This window comes from Streptomyces sp. SA15, assembly GCF_002291145.1.
Taxonomy (GTDB): domain Bacteria; phylum Actinomycetota; class Actinomycetes; order Streptomycetales; family Streptomycetaceae; genus Streptomyces.
Genome location: NZ_NTGE01000150.1, coordinates 170580 through 186881, shown reverse-complemented (window position 1 = coordinate 186881; position 16302 = coordinate 170580). Strand labels below are relative to the sequence as shown.

Below are 16302 nucleotides of genomic sequence, written 5' to 3'. Positions count from 1 at the left end.
GCCGCGTGGTGGTCGCCGCCGGTGCGGCGGGCGCGGTGTCCCTGGCGGCGCTGATCGCCGGGTTCTCGTTCTCGGGGCCCTCCTCGGACGGCCCGCAGGGCAAGGAGGGCGGCACGCGGACGGCGCCGAACGAGTCCACCGGCCCGGCCGGCTCCTCGTCCTCGGGCGGACCGGGGTCTTCCGGTGCCCCGGACGCCGCGGGGCTGGACGGCACGGCGTCCACCGGAGCGGACACCTCGAAGGGCGCCGCCTCGCCGGACGAGAAGGGGTCCGGGGAGCCTCCGGCCGCGTCGTCCACGGATCCGGCCGGCACGACCACCCCCACCCCCACCCCCACCGCCTCCGCGTCGGGCGGCTTGGCCCCGGGCAACTCCAACGGCAAGGGGCGGGGACCGGGCGCCACGAAGAAGCCCAGGTAGTCCCGCCCCGCGAGAACCCGCCAACTCCCGGCCTGAAACAACTCCTTGCCCCTACGCGCCCCTCATCTGACAATGCGCATGACAAAACTGCGGGTGGCTGGAAGATCTCCGGTCACCCTCGTCGTACAGAGGGGACCCCCACATGAGAAAACCTCTCGTCGCCGCGCTCTTCGCCCTGGTGATCGCCGGGGCCGGCGCGGCACCGGCGGTCGCGGCACCCGCTCCCGCACCCGCACCCGCTTCCGCACCCGCCCCCGCTGAGGAAGCCGCCGCCGCCCCCGCCCCCGCCGTCCAGGCCGTCACCTTCGCCGGCACCGTTTCGCTCAGCAACTGCTCCGGCTCCGTGATCCGCTTCCCGGGCTCGGAGGACAACGACCCTGCGATGGTCATGTCCAACGGCCACTGCCTGGAGTCCGGCTTCCCGGCGGCCGGCCAGGTCATCGTCGACCGCGCCTCCAGCCGCACCTTCGGCCTGCTCAACTCCGCGGGCACCCGGATCGCCACCCTGCGCGCCAGCAAGATCGCCTACGCGACGATGACCGACACGGACGTCGCGCTGTACCAGCTGACCACCACCTACGCGCAGATCAAGAGCTCGTACGGCATCACCGCGCTCACCCTCGACGACACCCACCCGGTGGCCGGCACCCCCATCACGGTCGCCTCCGGCTACTGGAAGCGGCTGTACAACTGCAACATCGACGGGTTCGTGTACCGCATGAAGGAGGGCAGCTGGACCTGGAAGGACTCGGTCCGCTACACCTCCGCCTGCCAGACCATCGGCGGCACCTCCGGCTCCCCGGTCATCGACCAGGCCACCGGCAGGGTCGTCGCCGTCAACAACACCGGCAACGAGGACGGCGAGTCCTGCACGGTGAACAACCCGTGCGAGGTCGACGCGAACGGCACCGTCACCGTCCGCCAGGGCATCAACTACGCCCAGGAGACCTACCAGATCCCGGCCTGCTTCGGCCTGGACAACAAGCTGGACCTCAGCCGCAGCGGGTGCACCCTGCCCAAGCCGTAGTTCCCTGAACGGCGGGCGGTCATACGGGAGTCCGGCGCACCGCCCGCCCCGCCAGTACGTCCGTCCGCAGCCCGTCCTCGATCACGAACCGGCCGTCGATGAGGACGTACGGGATGCCCGTCGGCAGTGTGCGCGGCTCCTCGAAGGTGGACCCCGCCGCGACCGTCGCCGGGTCGAAGAGGACCAGGTCGGCCCGGTACCCCTCGCGGACCAGCCCGCGGTCCGGCAGCCGCAGCCGGGCCGCCGGGCGCGCGGTGAGGTGGGCGACGCACTCCTCCAGCGACAGCGCGCCCAACTCCCGTACGTACCGGCCGAGATAGCGGGGGAAGGTGCCGTACGCCCGAGGGTGCGGCTTGGCGCCCTGGAGGATGCCGTCGGAGCCGCCCGTGTGGACGCGGTGGCGCATGATCGCGCGGACGTTCTCCTCGTGGCCGACGTGCTGGAGGATCGTCGAGCCGAGCCGGTCCTCCAGCAGCAGGCGGCGGGCGGTGACCCAAGGTGCCTCACCGAGCCGCTTCGCCGACTCCTCGACCGTACGGCCGACATGGTCCGCCAGAGCCTGATTCGTCACGCCCGAGATCTCGATCGTGTCCCACTCGACGGGCACGCCGTGGCAGCCGTCCGCGCCCACGACCTCCAGGTGGTGGCGGATGCGGGCGGCCGTCTCCTCGTCCGTCAGCCGCTTGAGGATCTCCTCCTGGCCGCCCTCGCTCGCCCAGCTCGGCAGCAGCGCGGCCAGCGTGGTGGAGCCGGGTGTGTAGGGGTACGTGTCGAGGCTGATGTCGGCTCCTGCGGCCAGCGCCTCGTCCAGCAGGGACAGCAGCTCGGGCGCGCGGCCCTTGTTCACGCCGAAGTTCATGGTGGCGTGCGCCAGGTGGAGCGGGCAGCCAGCCTCCCGGGTCAGGGCGACCATCTCCTCGTACGCCTCCAGGGCGCCCGCCCCGTACGAGCGGTGATGGGGGCAGTAGTAGCCCCCGTACTCCGCCACCACCCGGCACAGCTCGGTCAGTTCGGCGTCCTTGGCGTACATGCCGGGCGTGTAGGTCAGCCCGGACGACATGCCGACCGCGCCCTGCTCCATGCCCTCGGCGACCAACCGCCGCATGTGGTCCAGCTCTTCGGGCGTGGCCTCACGGTCCTCCCACCCGACGGCGAGGGCGCGGACCGTGCCCTGGGGGATGAGATAGGCCGCGTTCACGGCGATCCCGCGATCCAGCCGGTCCAGGTACTCGCCCACCGACCGCCAGTCGAAGTCGATGTCGTCGCCGAACCCGTTCCAGCCGGTGATCGCGCGGCGCACCTCGGCGAGCGTACGGTCGTCGACCGGCGCGTACGACAGCCCGTCCTGGCCGATGACCTCCAGGGTGACGCCCTGCGCGACCTTGGCGGTGTGGTCGGGGTCGCGCAGGAGGGCCAGATCGCTGTGGGCGTGCATGTCGATGAAGCCGGGGGAGAGGACGAGCCCCTCCGCATCCAACTCCCGACGAGCGCCGGGACGTTGACAGCCCGCAGCCGCGGCCTCCTGGACGATTCCCACGATCCGGCCGCCGTCCACGACCACATCGGCGCGGTACGACGGACCGCCGGAGCCGTCGACGACGTCCGCGTCCCGGATGACGAGCTCTTCCATGACCGGCCCTCTCTCCAGAGCTCTCTACTGCTCTCTACGGCTCTCTTAGAAGAACGTACGGATGTAGTCGACGACCGTGCCGTCCGCCTCGGCGACCGGGATGAGCTGCCACTTGTCGAAGGACGTGCAGGGGTGGGAGAGGCCGAGTCCGACCCAGTCGCCGACTTCGAGGTCCGCGTCCGGGGCCGTCCGCAGCCAGGCGTGCTGGTCGGACAGGCCGGTCACCTCGATGCCGGTCGCCGGGCGTTCGGTGCCGTCCCGCCGTACGACCTGAGCGAAGGGCAGGTCGAGGTCGTACGCCGCGTCGCGCTTGCCGGCGTTCGCGAAGGCCTGCTCGGCGGAGGGCCGGGACACCACCTGCGTCCAGAGGCGGAAGGCGGGCTCCAGGGCGCCCTCCTCGGGAACGCGGTTGAAGGGGGTGATCTTGCGGTAGTGGCCGTCGTCGTGCGAGACGTACGCGCCGGAGCGGAGCAACTTCAGTACGGGGGAGGAGAGTTCGGGAATCTCGGAGAAGACGTCGGCGACCGCGTCGAACCAGGCGCTGCCGCCGGCGCTGACGACGATCTCGTCCGTCGAGGAGAAACGGCCGGTCTTGTCGAAGTCGACGGCCAGCGCGACCAGCCGCCGCAGCCAGGCGTGCACCCGCGCGGGGTCCGCCTGCGGGACCTCGCCTTCGTAACCGGCGACGCCGACGAGTCGTAGGGTCTCCGTCCCCGCCACGGCATCCGCGACCGCCGCGCACTCCGCCTCCGTACGGACCCCGGTGCGGGCGCCCTCACCGGCGGCGAGCTCGACGACGACGTCGAGGGGGCGGCGGGCGCCGCGGAGGGCCGCGTCCATCAGCTCGACTCCGCGTACGGAGTCGACGTAACAGACGAGACGGAAGTCGTCGTCGGTGTCGAGCCGGCCGGAGATCCAGCGCAGGGCGGCCGGGTCGACGAGTTCATTGGCGAGGAAGACGCGTTGGATGCCGAAGGCCCGGGCCACCCGTACCTGATGGGGCACCGCGAGCGTGATGCCCCACGCGCCGTGCTCGATCTGGCGCCGGAAGAGCTGGGGTGCCATGGAGGTCTTGCCGTGCGGGGCGAAGGCGAGGCCGTGGCGGGCCGCGTACGTCTCCATGAGCTTCAGGTTGTGCTCCAGGCGCTCGGCGGAGAGGGCGAGCACGGGGGTGGCGAAGCCGCCGGTGAAGAGGTTGCGGCGCTGGGCGGCCAGCTCGCCGACGGTGAGGCCGTCGGCGTCCGGCGGGAGGCCCTTGAAGCGGTGGTCGAGGCGTTCCTCTGCGAGGCGGGCGAGCGCTTCGACGGCCATGGAGCCTCCCTGATCGCGACGCGTTGCGCTACTTGCAACGCCCATTGCGTATATCGCTTACTGCTGTCTAACATCTCGCCCAACGCGGGGTCAACGGAGCCGCCGCGACCCGCGCGAAGACGAGGAGCTACGACCATCGTGACCCCCACGGGACCCTGCAACGCCCCCGACGTCGTGGACGTCGTCGCGCTCGGCGAGTCCATGGTCACGTTCCTGCCCTCCCGCCCGGGCCGCCTCGCCGACGTGCCGTCCTTCGAACGGGGCATCGGGGGTGCGGAGTCGAACGTGGCGTGCGGGTTGGCTGCCGCCGGGCATGCGGTGAGGTGGGTCAGCCGGGTCGGCGCGGACGGGTTCGGCGCCCACCTGGTCGAGGCGATCAGTTCCTACGGCGTCGACGTCGCGTCCGTCCGACGGGATCCGGCGCGCCCGACGGGGGTGTACTTCCGTACGGCGGGAGACAGGGCGACGGACGCGCACGAGGTGGCGTACTACCGGGCGGGGTCGGCGGCGTCGGCGATGTCCGTGAAGAACGTGGACCTGGGGGCGGTGCGGGCGGGGCGGGTGCTGCACCTTTCCGGGATCACGGCGGCACTGTCCGGTGACTGCCTGGACCTCCTGCGTGAGCTGACGGCTCCCAGGGAAGGCCGCCCACTCGTCTCGTTCGACGTGAACCACAGGCCTGGTTTGTGGCAGGACGCCGACGGGCCCCGGGTACTGCTGGAACTGGCACGCGGGGCCGACATCGTGTTCGTGGGGGAGGACGAGGCCGAGGAGGCTTGGGGGGTTACGGGTGGGCCGGAGACGATCCGGGAAGTGCTGCCGGAACCGTTCGTGGTGGTGGTGAAGCGGGGCGCGCGGGGAGCGACAGTGTTTACCCGCCCAGCTGCGGACAGTCGTGCCGCTGGGGCGGCTCCCGACCCGAAGAGAGACGGCACCCCGTCAGCGCCGGGCCGCGCTACCCGCCCCCGGCCGGCACCAGCGCGGGGCGCCGCACAGCCAACGCCCATCTTCGTGCCCGCCCCCCAAGTCGACGTAGTCGCAGCGGTCGGCGCCGGCGACGCCTTCGCCGCCGGCTTCCTCTCAGCCGGCCTCCGCGGCCTTCCCGTGAAAGACAGAATCCGCCACGCCCACCTCTGGGCCGCCGCCACCCTCACCACCCCCGGCGACCTCGCCCCACCCCCCACCCGAGCCCACGCCGACCGCCTGGCCGCCCTCGACGACACCGCGTGGGGGAGACTTCGACTCGGCCCCGGCTGGACACAGACAGCAGGCCGGGCCGACGAGGAGGTACGCATCCCATGAGCCAGACCGTCGACCGCGCGCTGAGCATCCTGCCGCTGCTCGCCGAGGGCCCCGCCGACCTCGGACAGGTCGCCGACCGCCTCGGCGTGCACAAATCCACCGCCCTCCGCCTCCTCCGCACACTCCACGAGCACGGCATGGTCTACCGCCAGTCCGACCAGCGCTACCGCCTCGGCGCCCGCCTCATCGCGCTCGCCCAGGAGGCCATGGAGAACCTCGACATCCGCGAGATCGCCCACCCCCACCTCGTACGCCTCAACGAGCAGTGCGGACACACCGTCCACCTCGCCGTCTACGAGGAGGACGAGGTCCTCTACATCGACAAGGTGGAGAGCCGCTACCCCGTACGGATGTACTCGCGGATCGGCAAGCCCGTCGCCATCACCGTCGCCGCCGTCGCGAAGCTCCTCCTCGCCGATCTGCCCGAACCCGAGCGCCGCGCCCTCGCCGACAAGCTCGACTACCCCATGTACACGGCCCGTTCGACGCCCAACGCCCCTGCTTTCCTGAGGGAATTGGAAAAGGTCCGCGAACAGGGCTGGGCCACCGACCTCGGTGGCCACGAGGAGTCCATCAACTGCGTCGCCGCACCGATCCGCGGCGCCGACGGCCGGGTCGTCGCCGCGATGTCGGTCTCCGCCCCCAACGTCGTCGTCACCGCCGACGAACTCCTCACCCTGCTGCCGCTGGTCCGCCGTACCGCGGACACGATCAGCGGCGAGTACTCCGGCAAGACTCCCGTCAAGGAAGCCACCTCATGACCGAGAAGATCGCCCTCACCCCGAAGACGCACACCACCCCGCCCGCGAAGTTCTCCCACGGCGTGAGGAAGGGGAACATCCTCCAAGTCGCCGGTCAGGTCGGTTTCCTCCCCGCAGAGGAGGGCGAGCCCCCGACGCCCGCCGGCCCGACCCTGCGCGAGCAGACCCTCCAGACCCTCGCCAACGTCAAGGCGATCCTGGAGGAGGGCGGCGCGAGCTGGGACGACGTGATGATGATCCGCGTCTATCTGACGGACGTGGACCACTTCGCCGAGATGAACGCCATCTACAACACTTACTTCGAGGAGCAGGCCCTCACGGCGCCTCCGTCCGCCCGTACGACCGTCTACGTCGGCCTCCCCGCCGGACTCCTCATCGAGATCGACGCGCTCGCCGTCCTCGGCTGACGCTCCCCCCTCAACTCCCGCACGCCGTAACCGGTGCGGCACCTCTCGAGGTGCCGTGCCGCGATCCCCCCTGCCCGAAAGCTGTATGCGCTTACGTAGAGGACCCCCCAATGTCCTATCCGCTCGCGGCGTCCACCCCCGAACCCCCACCCCACACCGGAGGCCTGCTCCTCCTCATAGACGGCACCGCAGGCCTCCTGACGGTCGCCGCCCTCGGCATCGCCCTGCTCCTCTTCCTCATCATCAAGGCGCGACTCCAGCCCTTCGTCGCCCTCCTCGCCGTCTCCATAGCCGTCGGCCTGCTCGCCGGCCTGTCGGTCACCGAACTCTTCGGCACGGTCCAGCGCTCGGACGCCGTGTCCACCATCGAGTCCGGCATGGGCGGCATCCTCGGCCACGTCGCCATCATCATCGGCCTGGGCACGATGCTCGGCGCGATCCTTGAAGTCAGCGGCGGGGCGGAGGTGTTGGCGTCCCGGTTGTTGAACCTCTTCGGTGAGAAGCGGGCCCCGCTCGCGATGGGCATGACCGGCCTCATTTTCGGCATCCCGGTCTTCTTCGACGTGGGCATCTTCGTCCTGGCGCCGATCGTCTACGCCGCCGCCAAGCGCTCCGGCAAGTCGATCCTGCTGTACTGCCTGCCCCTGCTCGCCGGCCTCTCCATGACCCACGCCTTTCTCCCCCCGCACCCGGGCCCGGTCGCCGCGGCCGGCCTGCTCCACGTGGACCTCGGCTGGGTCATCCTCATGGGCGTCGTCTGCGGCGTCCCGGCCGTGCTGGCCGCCTGGGCGTTCTCGGCGTGGATCGGCCGCCGCATCTTCGTCGCCGTACCGCAGGACATGGTCGAGGCGGCGGAGGAGGCCAAACTGGCCGTCGTCAACGAGCAGCGGGAGGCCGGAGTCGAGCCCCGGGAGCGGCCCGTGCCGCTGGGCACGGTGCTCGGCATCATCGGTACGCCGCTGATCCTGATCCTCGCCGCCACCTTCTCCTCGATCGGCCTCGACCCCTCCACCACCCGCTCGGTGATCGAGTTCTTCGGCCACCCCTTCGTGGCCCTGACGATCGCCCTGCTCCTGGCGTACTACCTGCTGGGCCTGCGCCGCGGCTGGTCCCGCAAGTCCCTGGAGACGGTGTCCACGGCGTCGCTGAAGCCGGTCGGCAACATCCTGCTGGTCGTCGGCGCGGGCGGCATCTTCGGCGCGGTCCTCAAGGCCAGCGGCGTCGCCCAGGCGCTCTCCGACACCTTCAACGACGTCGGCCTCCCCGTGATCGTCCTCTCCTACCTGATCTCGGTCGTCCTCCGGGTCGCCCAGGGCTCGGCCACGGTCGCGATCGTCACGACGGCGGGCATCGTCGCCCCGCTCCTCGCCGAGGGCGACCACTCCCAGGCCTTCGTCGCCCTGGTCATCATGGCCATCTCGGCCGGCTCGATCTTCGCCTCGCACGTCAACGACGGCGGCTTCTGGATGGTCGCGAAGTACTTCGGCATCAGCGAGCGGGACACCCTCAAGACCTGGACCGTGCTGGAGACGGTGCTGTCGGTGGTGGGGTTCGTGGTGGCGGCGGTGCTCAGCTTGTTCCTGTAGCCGCGTGCACCGCATGTAGGCGTCTGATAACGAACTAGGGGCTGGCTGTGCCCCACACAGGATCTTCGACCATACTGCCCGGTGTGGAGCAGCGCATAGGTTCGAGCAGCCAGCCCCTGGAGGGCGCCGGATTCGACCCGGCTTTCGTCCCCGGGCTCACGTCGCCCGTGACCGAGGAGCCGGAGGACACGAAACCGGCCGAGGAGAAGGACGTCGAGCGGGAGGAGGTGGATTCCGAGGCCGATGAGCAGGAGACGCCCGCCGATGAGGAGGAGCCCTCCGACGGCCCCGTCTTCGAGGCCTCCGACCGTCGAGCGAAGATCGTCGCCGACCACAAGGGCGTACGGCTCGCCCTGGACGACCAGCAGTGCGAGTTCCGCTGGGACGAGATCGGCGCGATCGAGACGGAGTCCCCCCGCTTCGGCAAGCGGTACACCATCACGGTGCACACCCCTGACCGCCGCTGGTACCCGATCGAGATCGAGGCGACGGCCAGGAGCCGCTTCCAGGAGTGGGACACACAGCTGGACGCGGTCCTGGACGCCTACTTCGAGGAAGACGCCGACTAGCTGCAGTACTGGGTCTCTTTCCCGATGGACCGGTACATACAGTCCGCGTTCTCCAACAACTGCAACACCGCATCCCGGTTACGAGAGGTCTCCCGCTCGATCACCTCATCGGGCGGGTAGAACCCACCTCCCGCGCTGGACGACGGATACATCTCGAACGTGTACCCGAAGATCTTCTGATTCCCCCACAGCCAGTCATCGATCGACCCGTCGGTGATGTACAGGTCGCTCGACTGCTCCGGCGTATAGCCGTTGCTCGCGGCCATCTTCCCCCCGACGGTCGCGAAGGCGTTGCGATCGTCCGCCGTCATCCCCGTCGTCGTGTTCGCGGTGGTGTACCCGAACGGCCACAGCACCAGCTCGCTGTACGTGTGGAAGTCGATGCCCGCCTTGATCTGCTGAACCCCGCCGACGACCCGACTGCGCACGAAGTCCGCAACCACCTTGACCTCCGGCGCCGACTCGGCCGCAGGACCCCGATACGTGTCGGACGACGGCGACCCCGAGGACCCGCCGCAGCACCCCCACCGGTAGTTCCAGTTGCGGTTCATGTCCGTACCGACGTACGACGAGCCGGAGTTGGGCTGCCGGTTCTTGCGCCACGAGCGGTACGACCCGGTCGCGATGTCGTACTCGCCGCCGTCCGGGTTGAGGTCGGGCACGATCCAGATCTCGCGGTTGTTCACCATGCTGGTGACCCGGGAGTCGGAGCCGTAGCCCGCCCCGAGCTCGCGGATCAAGTACAGCGCCATCTCCACGGTCAGGTGCTCACGGGCGTGCTGGTGGTGGGTGAAGAGCACCTCGGGCTCGGACTCGTCGGTCGCCACGTTGTCGCTGATCTTGATGGCGACGATGTCCCGGCCCTGGTACGACTTCCCGATCACGCGCTTGCTCATGATGTTCGGGTACGCCGAGAGGCGCTGGTCGATCTCCGTGTTCATCTCGGCGTAGTTGTGGTAGCGCGAGTCGGCCGAGGGGAAGTCCAGAAGCCGTACGTCGTCCTGGCCGTTCGACCGGTCCGGTACGGCGCCCATCGGCTGGACGTCGTAGCCGAGTTGACGCAGCTTCTTGACCTGGTCGGCGCGGCCGGAGATGAAGACGGAGTGGTCGTCGGCGTCGTCCACGGTCACGCCGGTCCGCTGAAGTGCCGTACGAGACTTGGAGTCCGAGTGCATGTGGACCTCGTACTGCCGGATGTCGTCCGCCGACGGGGCCGGTTTCTGGGCGCTGTCGGCGTTCGCGGAGAGGGGGGCCGCGAGGGCCAGCGCGAGGAGGGCGGCGAGAGCGGCGTAGCGTCTGCCGCCACGGGCGCCCGAACCTCGGATGCGAAGTCGCATGAAGTCTCCTAGTTTCTCCAGGAATTCCGGGATCTGGAGGAAGTGGGGGAGTGGAGCGGGGGGTGGTTCAGCGACGGGCTGGTGCGGGTGTGCCGCTCATCGTCTGCTCATGGCATGAGCAGGTCAAGAGCGAAAAGACGCGGTGGCGAGAACTGTTCGCCGAGGCGACAGCGCAGTGTACGCGGATCGACACCGTGCGACACGGCCCCGGCCCGAAGTGCACCCACGGGTGTGACCCGTACATGCATATATGTAGGCCAAGAGGAAGAGTGAGGACCGCGCACAGGCGGCGCACGGGAGCCGTACCCTCCTGCTCCTCGGACACCCCACCCCCAGAGGACTGGCTGATCATGGGCGGATCAGCGCCACGACGGGACTGTCACCTGCCGGTCGAGACGACCAGCTTCGTCGACCGGCGCCGCGAACAGGCCGAAGGCCGCGAGCTGTTGACCCGGGCGCGGCTGGTCACACTGACCGGGCCCGGCGGAGTCGGCAAGACACGGCTCGCCGCCCGTATCGCGGCCCGGGTCGAACGAGCCTTCCCGGACGGCGTGCGCTTCCTGCACCTGGCCGGCCTGCGCGACCCCGCGGTCGTGCCGCTCGCCGCCGCCGGCGCGCTCGGTCTGTACGACTACTCCGCCCAGCCGCCGCTGGACGCCCTGGTCGAACAGGTACGGGACCGGCGCCTGCTCCTCGTCGTCGACAACTGCGAACACCTGCTGCCGGCCTGCACCGACCTCGCCGCCGCCCTGCTGCGCGGCACCACCGGCATCCGGATCCTCGCCACCAGCCGCCACCGCCTCGGCCTCACCGAGGAACACCTGCTGGACGTACGGCCGCTGCCGGTCCCCGACCCCGACGGCGACCTCTCCGCCGCAGCCGGCTACCCGGCCCTCGCCCTCTTCGCCGACCGCGCCGCCGCCGTCGTCCCCGGCTTCCGGCTCACCGCGGACAACCGCGCCGCCGTCGCCCGCCTGTGCCGACGCCTGGACGGACTCCCCCTCGCCATCGAACTCGCCGCCGTCCGCATGCGCGTCCTCGGCGTCGAACAGCTCCTGGCCCGCCTCGACGACCGCTACCGCCTCCTCTCCGCCGGCAGCCCCGCCGTCCTGCCCCGCCACCAGACGCTGCGCGCCACCGTCGACTGGAGCCACGAACTGTGCACCGAACGGGAGCAGTTGGTGTGGGCACGGCTGTCGGTTGCGGCGGGCGGTTTCGACCTCGAGACGGCCGAGGCGGTCTGCTCCGACGGCGAGCGGATCCGGCCGTACGACGTCCTCGAAGCCGTCGCCGGGCTCGTCGACAAGTCCGTACTGTGCCGGGAGTCCGGCCCCGACGGCGTCCGCTACCGGCTCCTCGACACCCTGCGGCACTACGGACTCGACAAGCTGCGGCAGCTGGAGGGCGAGGAGCCGGCCGCCCGCCGCCGCCATCGGGACCGTATGCAGACCCTCGCCACCACCTGCGAACGCGCCTGGTTCGGCCCGGGCCAGCGAGACATCGTCGCCCACCTCCGCGCCGACCTGGACAACCTGCGGGCGGCACTGGACTTCAGCCTCACCGCCCCCGGCGAGGCACTCGCCGGACTCCGGCTCGCCGGCACCCTCTGGTTCTACTGGCACGCCTGCGGCGCCCCCCGGGAAGGCCGTTACTGGCTCGACCGGGCCCTCGACGCCAACCCCGAGCCGACCCGGGAGCGTGCTCGTGGCCTGTGGGTCGCCGGGCTCCTCGCCGGCTGCCCGGAGGACCTGACCCGGGGCCTGCGCCGCGCCGAGGACGCCCGCGCGCTGGCCCGCCGCCTGGGCGACGCCGCCGAGGCCGCCCACGCCGACTACGTCATCGGCGTCATCCGCCTCTTCGCCGACGACCTCCCCGCCGCCCTCGCCCACTTCGAGGCCGGCGTCGCCCGCGGCCGCGTCCCCGGGCAGCACCTCAGCCTCGTCGGCCTCGACCAGGTAGAACTCGCCTGCGCCCTCGGCTTCATGGGCCAGGCCGACCGGGCCGTCGAGGTCTGCGAGAAGGCCCTGAGCCTCTGCGAGGAGCACGGCGAGGAATGGGTGCGCTCCTACGTCCTGCGGATGCTCGCCCTCGCCCACACCGTCAAGAAGGACTGGCCACGCGCCGAACGCCACGTCCGCGAGGCCCTCCGCCTCAAACTCGCCCTCAACGACGTCCTCGGCATCGCCCTCACTCTCGACCTCACCGCCCTCATCGCCACACACGGCGGCGCCCACGAACGCGCCGCCGTCCTCCTCGGCGGCGCCGACCGCGTCTGGACCGCCGTCGACCGCAACCGCTGGGGCTGCCAGACCCTGGCCGCCACCCGCCGGGACAGCGAGCGCCGCGCCCTCGACGCCGTAGGACGATCCGCGTTCACGCAGGCCTACGAGCGCGGCGCCGCCCTCGGCCTCGCGGAGATCGTCGGCTACGCCCTCCAGGAACCCGGCCACCCCGAACACCCTCCCGCCGCGACCGCCGAACCAGAAATCCGCCTCACCCGCCGCGAGGCCCAGGTCGCCGAACTCGTCGCCGAGGGCCTCGCCAACCAACAGATCGCCGACCGCCTGGTGATCGCCCGCCGAACCGCCGAAGGCCATGTGGAACGCATCCTCAGCAAACTCGGCTTCAACAACCGCAGCCAGATCGCCGCCTGGGTGACAGCGCAGCGCTGAGACCCCCTGCGGGGTTGCGGTCAGCCGCGCCGCCCAGCTGCGGGCAGTCGTGCCGCTGGGGCGGCTCCCGACCCACAGAAGGCGGCACCCCGTAAGCGCCGGGTTGCGCGACCCACCCCCGCCCAGCCCCCACGCCGGGCTACCGGACACCAGCCGGCACCTGGTGACGCCGTCCAGCCGACGCCGTCACCTCGCGCCGGGCTGCGCGACCCACCCCCGGCCGGCCCCCACCCCGAGCACCGAAAACCCAACAGCACCGAGGGAACCCCATGACCCACCAACCGCCCCCCAGCACAGGCACCTTCAACCACCGCATGACCGCATTCGGCACAGACGACGACTTCCTGGCCGCCGCCCTCCCCTTCCTCACCGAAGCCCTCACCACCCCCGGCGAACCCCCGCCCGTAGCCATCGCAGCCCCCGAAAAACTGAACCTTCTACAAGACGCCCTCGCCACGGACGCCAAGAACGTCACCCTCATCCCGCACACCGACTGGTACACCGGCTCCGCCGCCAACGCCATCGCACAAGCCGCCACCTACCTCACCACCCACGCCGCCCCCCACGGCCGTATCCACCTCCTCATGGAACCGGTCTGGAACGGCCGCCCCGGCCGCTCCCCCCGCGAAACCGCCGAATGGATCCGCTACGAGGCCTTCGCCAACCTCCTCTTCGCCCCCTTCAAAACCACCGCCCTCTGCGCCTACGACACCCGCACCGCCGGTGACGCCCTGGTCGAAGCCGCCCGCCGCACCCACCCCGACACCGGCGTCTACGAGCCCCCCGCCCGCATCGCCGCCGAACTGGACGCCGTACCACTGCCACTGCCCCCCGCCGACGCCCACCCCCTCGCGCACCCGGACGCCGACGCCGTACGACAGCAGGCACGGGCTCGTGGACTGGCCCCCGCAGACGCGGAGTTGTTCACCGAGTCCGTCACCGCCGCCGCAACCGACCTCGCCCCCATCACCGGCACCCTTCTCTGGGGCAAGGCCCCGGCCTGCGTCTGCGAACTGCGCACCCCCCGCCGCATCGACGACCCCCTGGCCGGCTTCGTCCCCCCACCCACCACCGACCTCGCCCCCGACCAGGGCCTGTGGTTCACCCGGCAGGTCTGCGCGTACGTCGACGTCCGCGCGGACGGCGAGGGCACGACGGTCCGCATCCAGTACGCGTAGGTAAGGATTCGGGTAGTCCTCCCCGTGTGCCGTACACCCGGGGAGGACACCCTGAAGACATGCTGCAACTCTCCGGGGGTGCCCTCCCGGACCCCGACCCTCGGTACGGCCCGTACCCCCAGCCACCCCTGGGAGCGGGCCATCTGAGCGTCGAGTACGACCCCCGCCCCGCCGCCGTCCGCGAGGCCCGCGCGCACGTGCGCAGGCAGCTGGAGGCGTGGGGCCTCACCGACCGGGACGACGTGGCGGAGGTGGCCGAACTCCTCGTCAGCGAACTGGCCACCAACGCCCTGCTGCACTCCGCGAGCCGCTTCCGCCTCACCCTCACCGCCGCACACGGGGTGCTGCGCTGCGAGGTCGCGGACTCCGGCCGCCGTACCCCGCAGGTGCTGGAGGCCGGCACCTCGGAGAGCGGCCGGGGAATGTTCCTGGTGGACGCGCTCGCCCGGCGCTGGGGCTGCCACCAGGACGGTCCGGGCAAGACCGTCTGGTTCGAGCTCGGCACCTGCGGGTCCGACGGCTGCGGTCGGCGGCAGCCGTAGTACCCGGGAGTCCCCGGGCCCTGGCGGCACGCCCAGCCGCCGGGGCCCGTTCCTGTTCGAGCGGGCTTCGAGCGGGCTTCGAGCGGGCTTCGGGCGGAGTTGGAGCGGGGTTGGAGCGGGTTCGAGTCGGTTCCAGTGAATTTCGACCTCGTTTCGACTGCGTGAGCACATCGAGTGGAGATCGCGCACGCCCTCTTGTGCCCCTGAGCGCTTTGAGCTTTCTTGACCTGCATGGCGGACACCACGGACAACACAGCAACAGGGACGGTCACCTCAACGCCCCGCAAGTCCAGTTGGAAGTACATCGGCCCCGGAATCGTCGTCGCCGCGACCGGCGTCGGCGCCGGCGACCTCGTCGCCACGCTCATCGCGGGCAGCAACTTCGGCTACACCCTCCTGTGGGCCGCCATCATCGGCTGCCTGGTCAAGATCTCCCTCGCCGAGGCGGCGGGCCGCTGGCATCTGTCCACCGGCCGCACCCTCTTCGACGGCTGGGCCAGCCTCGGCCGCTGGACGACATGGTTCTTCGCCGTCTACGTCGTGATCTGGGGCTTCGTCTACGGCGCGGCGGCGATGTCGTCGAGCGCGCTGCCCCTGCAAGCCCTCTTCCCGGACGTGATGGACCTCAAGTGGTGGGGCATCGCGTGCGGCCTGGTCGGCCTGGTCTTCGTCTGGTTCAACAAGTACGCGGTCTTCGAGAAGGTCATGACGGTCCTGGTGGGCGTCATGTTCGTGGTGACGGTCTACCTGGCGATCCGGGTCACCCCCAATCTGGGCGATGCCTTCGCCGGCCTGCTGCCTGTCCTCCCCGACGAGAAGGACTCGATCCTCAACACCCTCGGCCTGATCGGCGGCGTCGGCGGCACGATCACCCTCGCCGCGTACGGCTACTGGGTCAACGCCAAAGGCTGGACCAACACCGGCTGGATGAAGGTCATGCGCCTGGACAACCGCGTCGCGTACGCCACGACCGGCATCTTCGTCGTCGCGATGCTCTTCGTCGGCGCGGAGCTCCTGCACTCGGCCAACGTCGCCATCGCGAGCGGCGACAAGGGCCTCATCCAGCTCAGCGACATCCTGGAGGACAAGTACGGCACGGCGACGGCCAAGTTCTTCCTGATCGGCTTCTTCGCCACCTCCTTCACCTCGCTGATCGGCGTCTGGCACGGCGTGAGCCTGATGTTCGCTGACTTCGTGGAGCGCTACCGGTCCCGGGAGACGGCGGCTGGCGGCGAGGAGATCGCCTCGGGCGAGCGGGAGCGGTCCTGGCCCTTCCGCGCGTATCTGCTCTGGCTGACCTTCCCGCCGATGATCCTGCTCTTCGAGGGCCAGCCGTTCCGCCTGATCATCATCTACGGCGTGCTGGGCGCGGCCTTCCTGCCCTTCCTGGCCGGCACCCTGATCTGGCTCCTGAACACCTCCCGCACCCCGAGCCAGTGGCGCAACGGCCCGCTCAGCAACGCGATGCTGGCCATCGCGGGCCTGTTGTTCCTGGTGCTGTGCGTGAAGCAGATCTGGGACCAGCCGTGGGCGGAGTTCTTCTGAAGGTCACGCGAGTGAA

General features: G+C 70.6%; 13 protein-coding genes and 1 pseudogene. 11 read left to right on the top strand and 3 right to left on the bottom strand.

Going from position 1 to position 16302, the window contains the following annotated elements:
- Together CLM62_RS50400 and CLM62_RS34710 are read left to right on the top strand one after the other, a co-directional pair.
- A pseudogene (locus CLM62_RS50400) lies at nt 1–419 on the top strand (hypothetical protein); the annotation flags it as partial.
- Between the two features lie 142 nt (nt 420–561).
- Complete coding sequence (locus tag CLM62_RS34710) at nt 562–1446, top strand: serine protease (protein WP_095753857.1); 885 nt, start codon at nt 562–564, stop codon at nt 1444–1446.
- 19 nt (nt 1447–1465) lie between these two features.
- Here CLM62_RS34710 and CLM62_RS34705 read toward each other — a convergent pair whose 3' ends face one another.
- Together CLM62_RS34705 and CLM62_RS34700 are read right to left on the bottom strand one after the other, a co-directional pair.
- A complete protein-coding gene (locus CLM62_RS34705; RefSeq protein ID WP_095753856.1) occupies nt 1466–3076 on the bottom strand; it encodes an amidohydrolase family protein in 1611 nt (536 codons plus the stop codon).
- Nucleotides 3077–3121: 45 nt separating this feature from the next.
- The gene (locus CLM62_RS34700) at nt 3122–4387 is read right to left on the bottom strand and encodes an amino acid deaminase (RefSeq protein WP_095753855.1); all 1266 of its coding nucleotides are present in this window, start codon (nt 4385–4387) and stop codon (nt 3122–3124) included.
- 138 nt (nt 4388–4525) lie between these two features.
- On the opposite strand from CLM62_RS34700, the gene CLM62_RS34695 reads away from it, so the two are divergent.
- The 5 genes from CLM62_RS34695 (at nt 4526) to CLM62_RS34675 (ending at nt 9012) form a co-directional block, all read left to right on the top strand.
- Nucleotides 4526–5689 (top strand): sugar kinase, encoded by a 1164-nt coding sequence (locus CLM62_RS34695; RefSeq protein WP_095753854.1) that lies wholly within the window; start codon nt 4526–4528, stop codon nt 5687–5689.
- Nucleotides 5686–6450 carry an IclR family transcriptional regulator gene (locus CLM62_RS34690; protein WP_095753853.1) on the top strand — a complete coding sequence of 255 codons (765 nt, stop codon included), beginning with the start codon at nt 5686–5688 and terminating at the stop codon, nt 6448–6450. The genes CLM62_RS34695 and CLM62_RS34690 overlap by 4 nt, the downstream gene beginning before the upstream one ends.
- Entirely contained in the window at nt 6447–6857 is a 411-nt protein-coding gene (locus CLM62_RS34685) for a RidA family protein (RefSeq protein WP_095753852.1), read from the top strand. The genes CLM62_RS34690 and CLM62_RS34685 overlap by 4 nt, the downstream gene beginning before the upstream one ends.
- A 110-nt stretch (nt 6858–6967) precedes the next feature.
- Nucleotides 6968–8443: a GntP family permease gene (locus tag CLM62_RS34680; RefSeq protein WP_095753851.1), complete on the top strand. Its 1476-nt coding sequence runs from the start codon at nt 6968–6970 to the stop codon at nt 8441–8443.
- A gap of 83 nt (nt 8444–8526) precedes the next feature.
- The gene (locus CLM62_RS34675) at nt 8527–9012 is read left to right on the top strand and encodes a hypothetical protein (RefSeq protein ID WP_095753850.1); all 486 of its coding nucleotides are present in this window, start codon (nt 8527–8529) and stop codon (nt 9010–9012) included.
- On the opposite strand, the gene CLM62_RS34670 is transcribed toward CLM62_RS34675, so the two are convergent.
- Entirely contained in the window at nt 9009–10349 is a 1341-nt protein-coding gene (locus CLM62_RS34670; RefSeq protein ID WP_095753849.1) for a M14 family metallopeptidase, read from the bottom strand. The two genes, CLM62_RS34675 and CLM62_RS34670, sit on opposite strands and share 4 nt — an antisense overlap.
- 350 nt (nt 10350–10699) lie before the next feature.
- Here CLM62_RS34670 and CLM62_RS34665 point away from each other — a divergent pair, with 350 nt between their 5' ends.
- The 4 genes from CLM62_RS34665 to CLM62_RS34650 all read left to right on the top strand — a co-directional run bounded on the left by CLM62_RS34665 (nt 10700) and on the right by CLM62_RS34650 (nt 16286).
- Complete coding sequence (locus CLM62_RS34665) at nt 10700–13021, top strand: LuxR C-terminal-related transcriptional regulator (RefSeq protein ID WP_095753848.1); 2322 nt, start codon at nt 10700–10702, stop codon at nt 13019–13021.
- A 314-nt stretch (nt 13022–13335) separates the two neighbouring features.
- A complete protein-coding gene (locus tag CLM62_RS34660) occupies nt 13336–14199 on the top strand; it encodes an MEDS domain-containing protein (protein ID WP_257004246.1) in 864 nt (287 codons plus the stop codon).
- Nucleotides 14200–14258: 59 nt separating this feature from the next.
- Complete coding sequence (locus CLM62_RS34655) at nt 14259–14741, top strand: ATP-binding protein (protein WP_095753846.1); 483 nt, start codon at nt 14259–14261, stop codon at nt 14739–14741.
- Nucleotides 14742–14972: 231 nt separating this feature from the next.
- The gene (locus tag CLM62_RS34650) at nt 14973–16286 is read left to right on the top strand and encodes an Nramp family divalent metal transporter (RefSeq protein WP_095753845.1); all 1314 of its coding nucleotides are present in this window, start codon (nt 14973–14975) and stop codon (nt 16284–16286) included.
- Nucleotides 16287–16302: the final 16 nt, after the last annotated feature.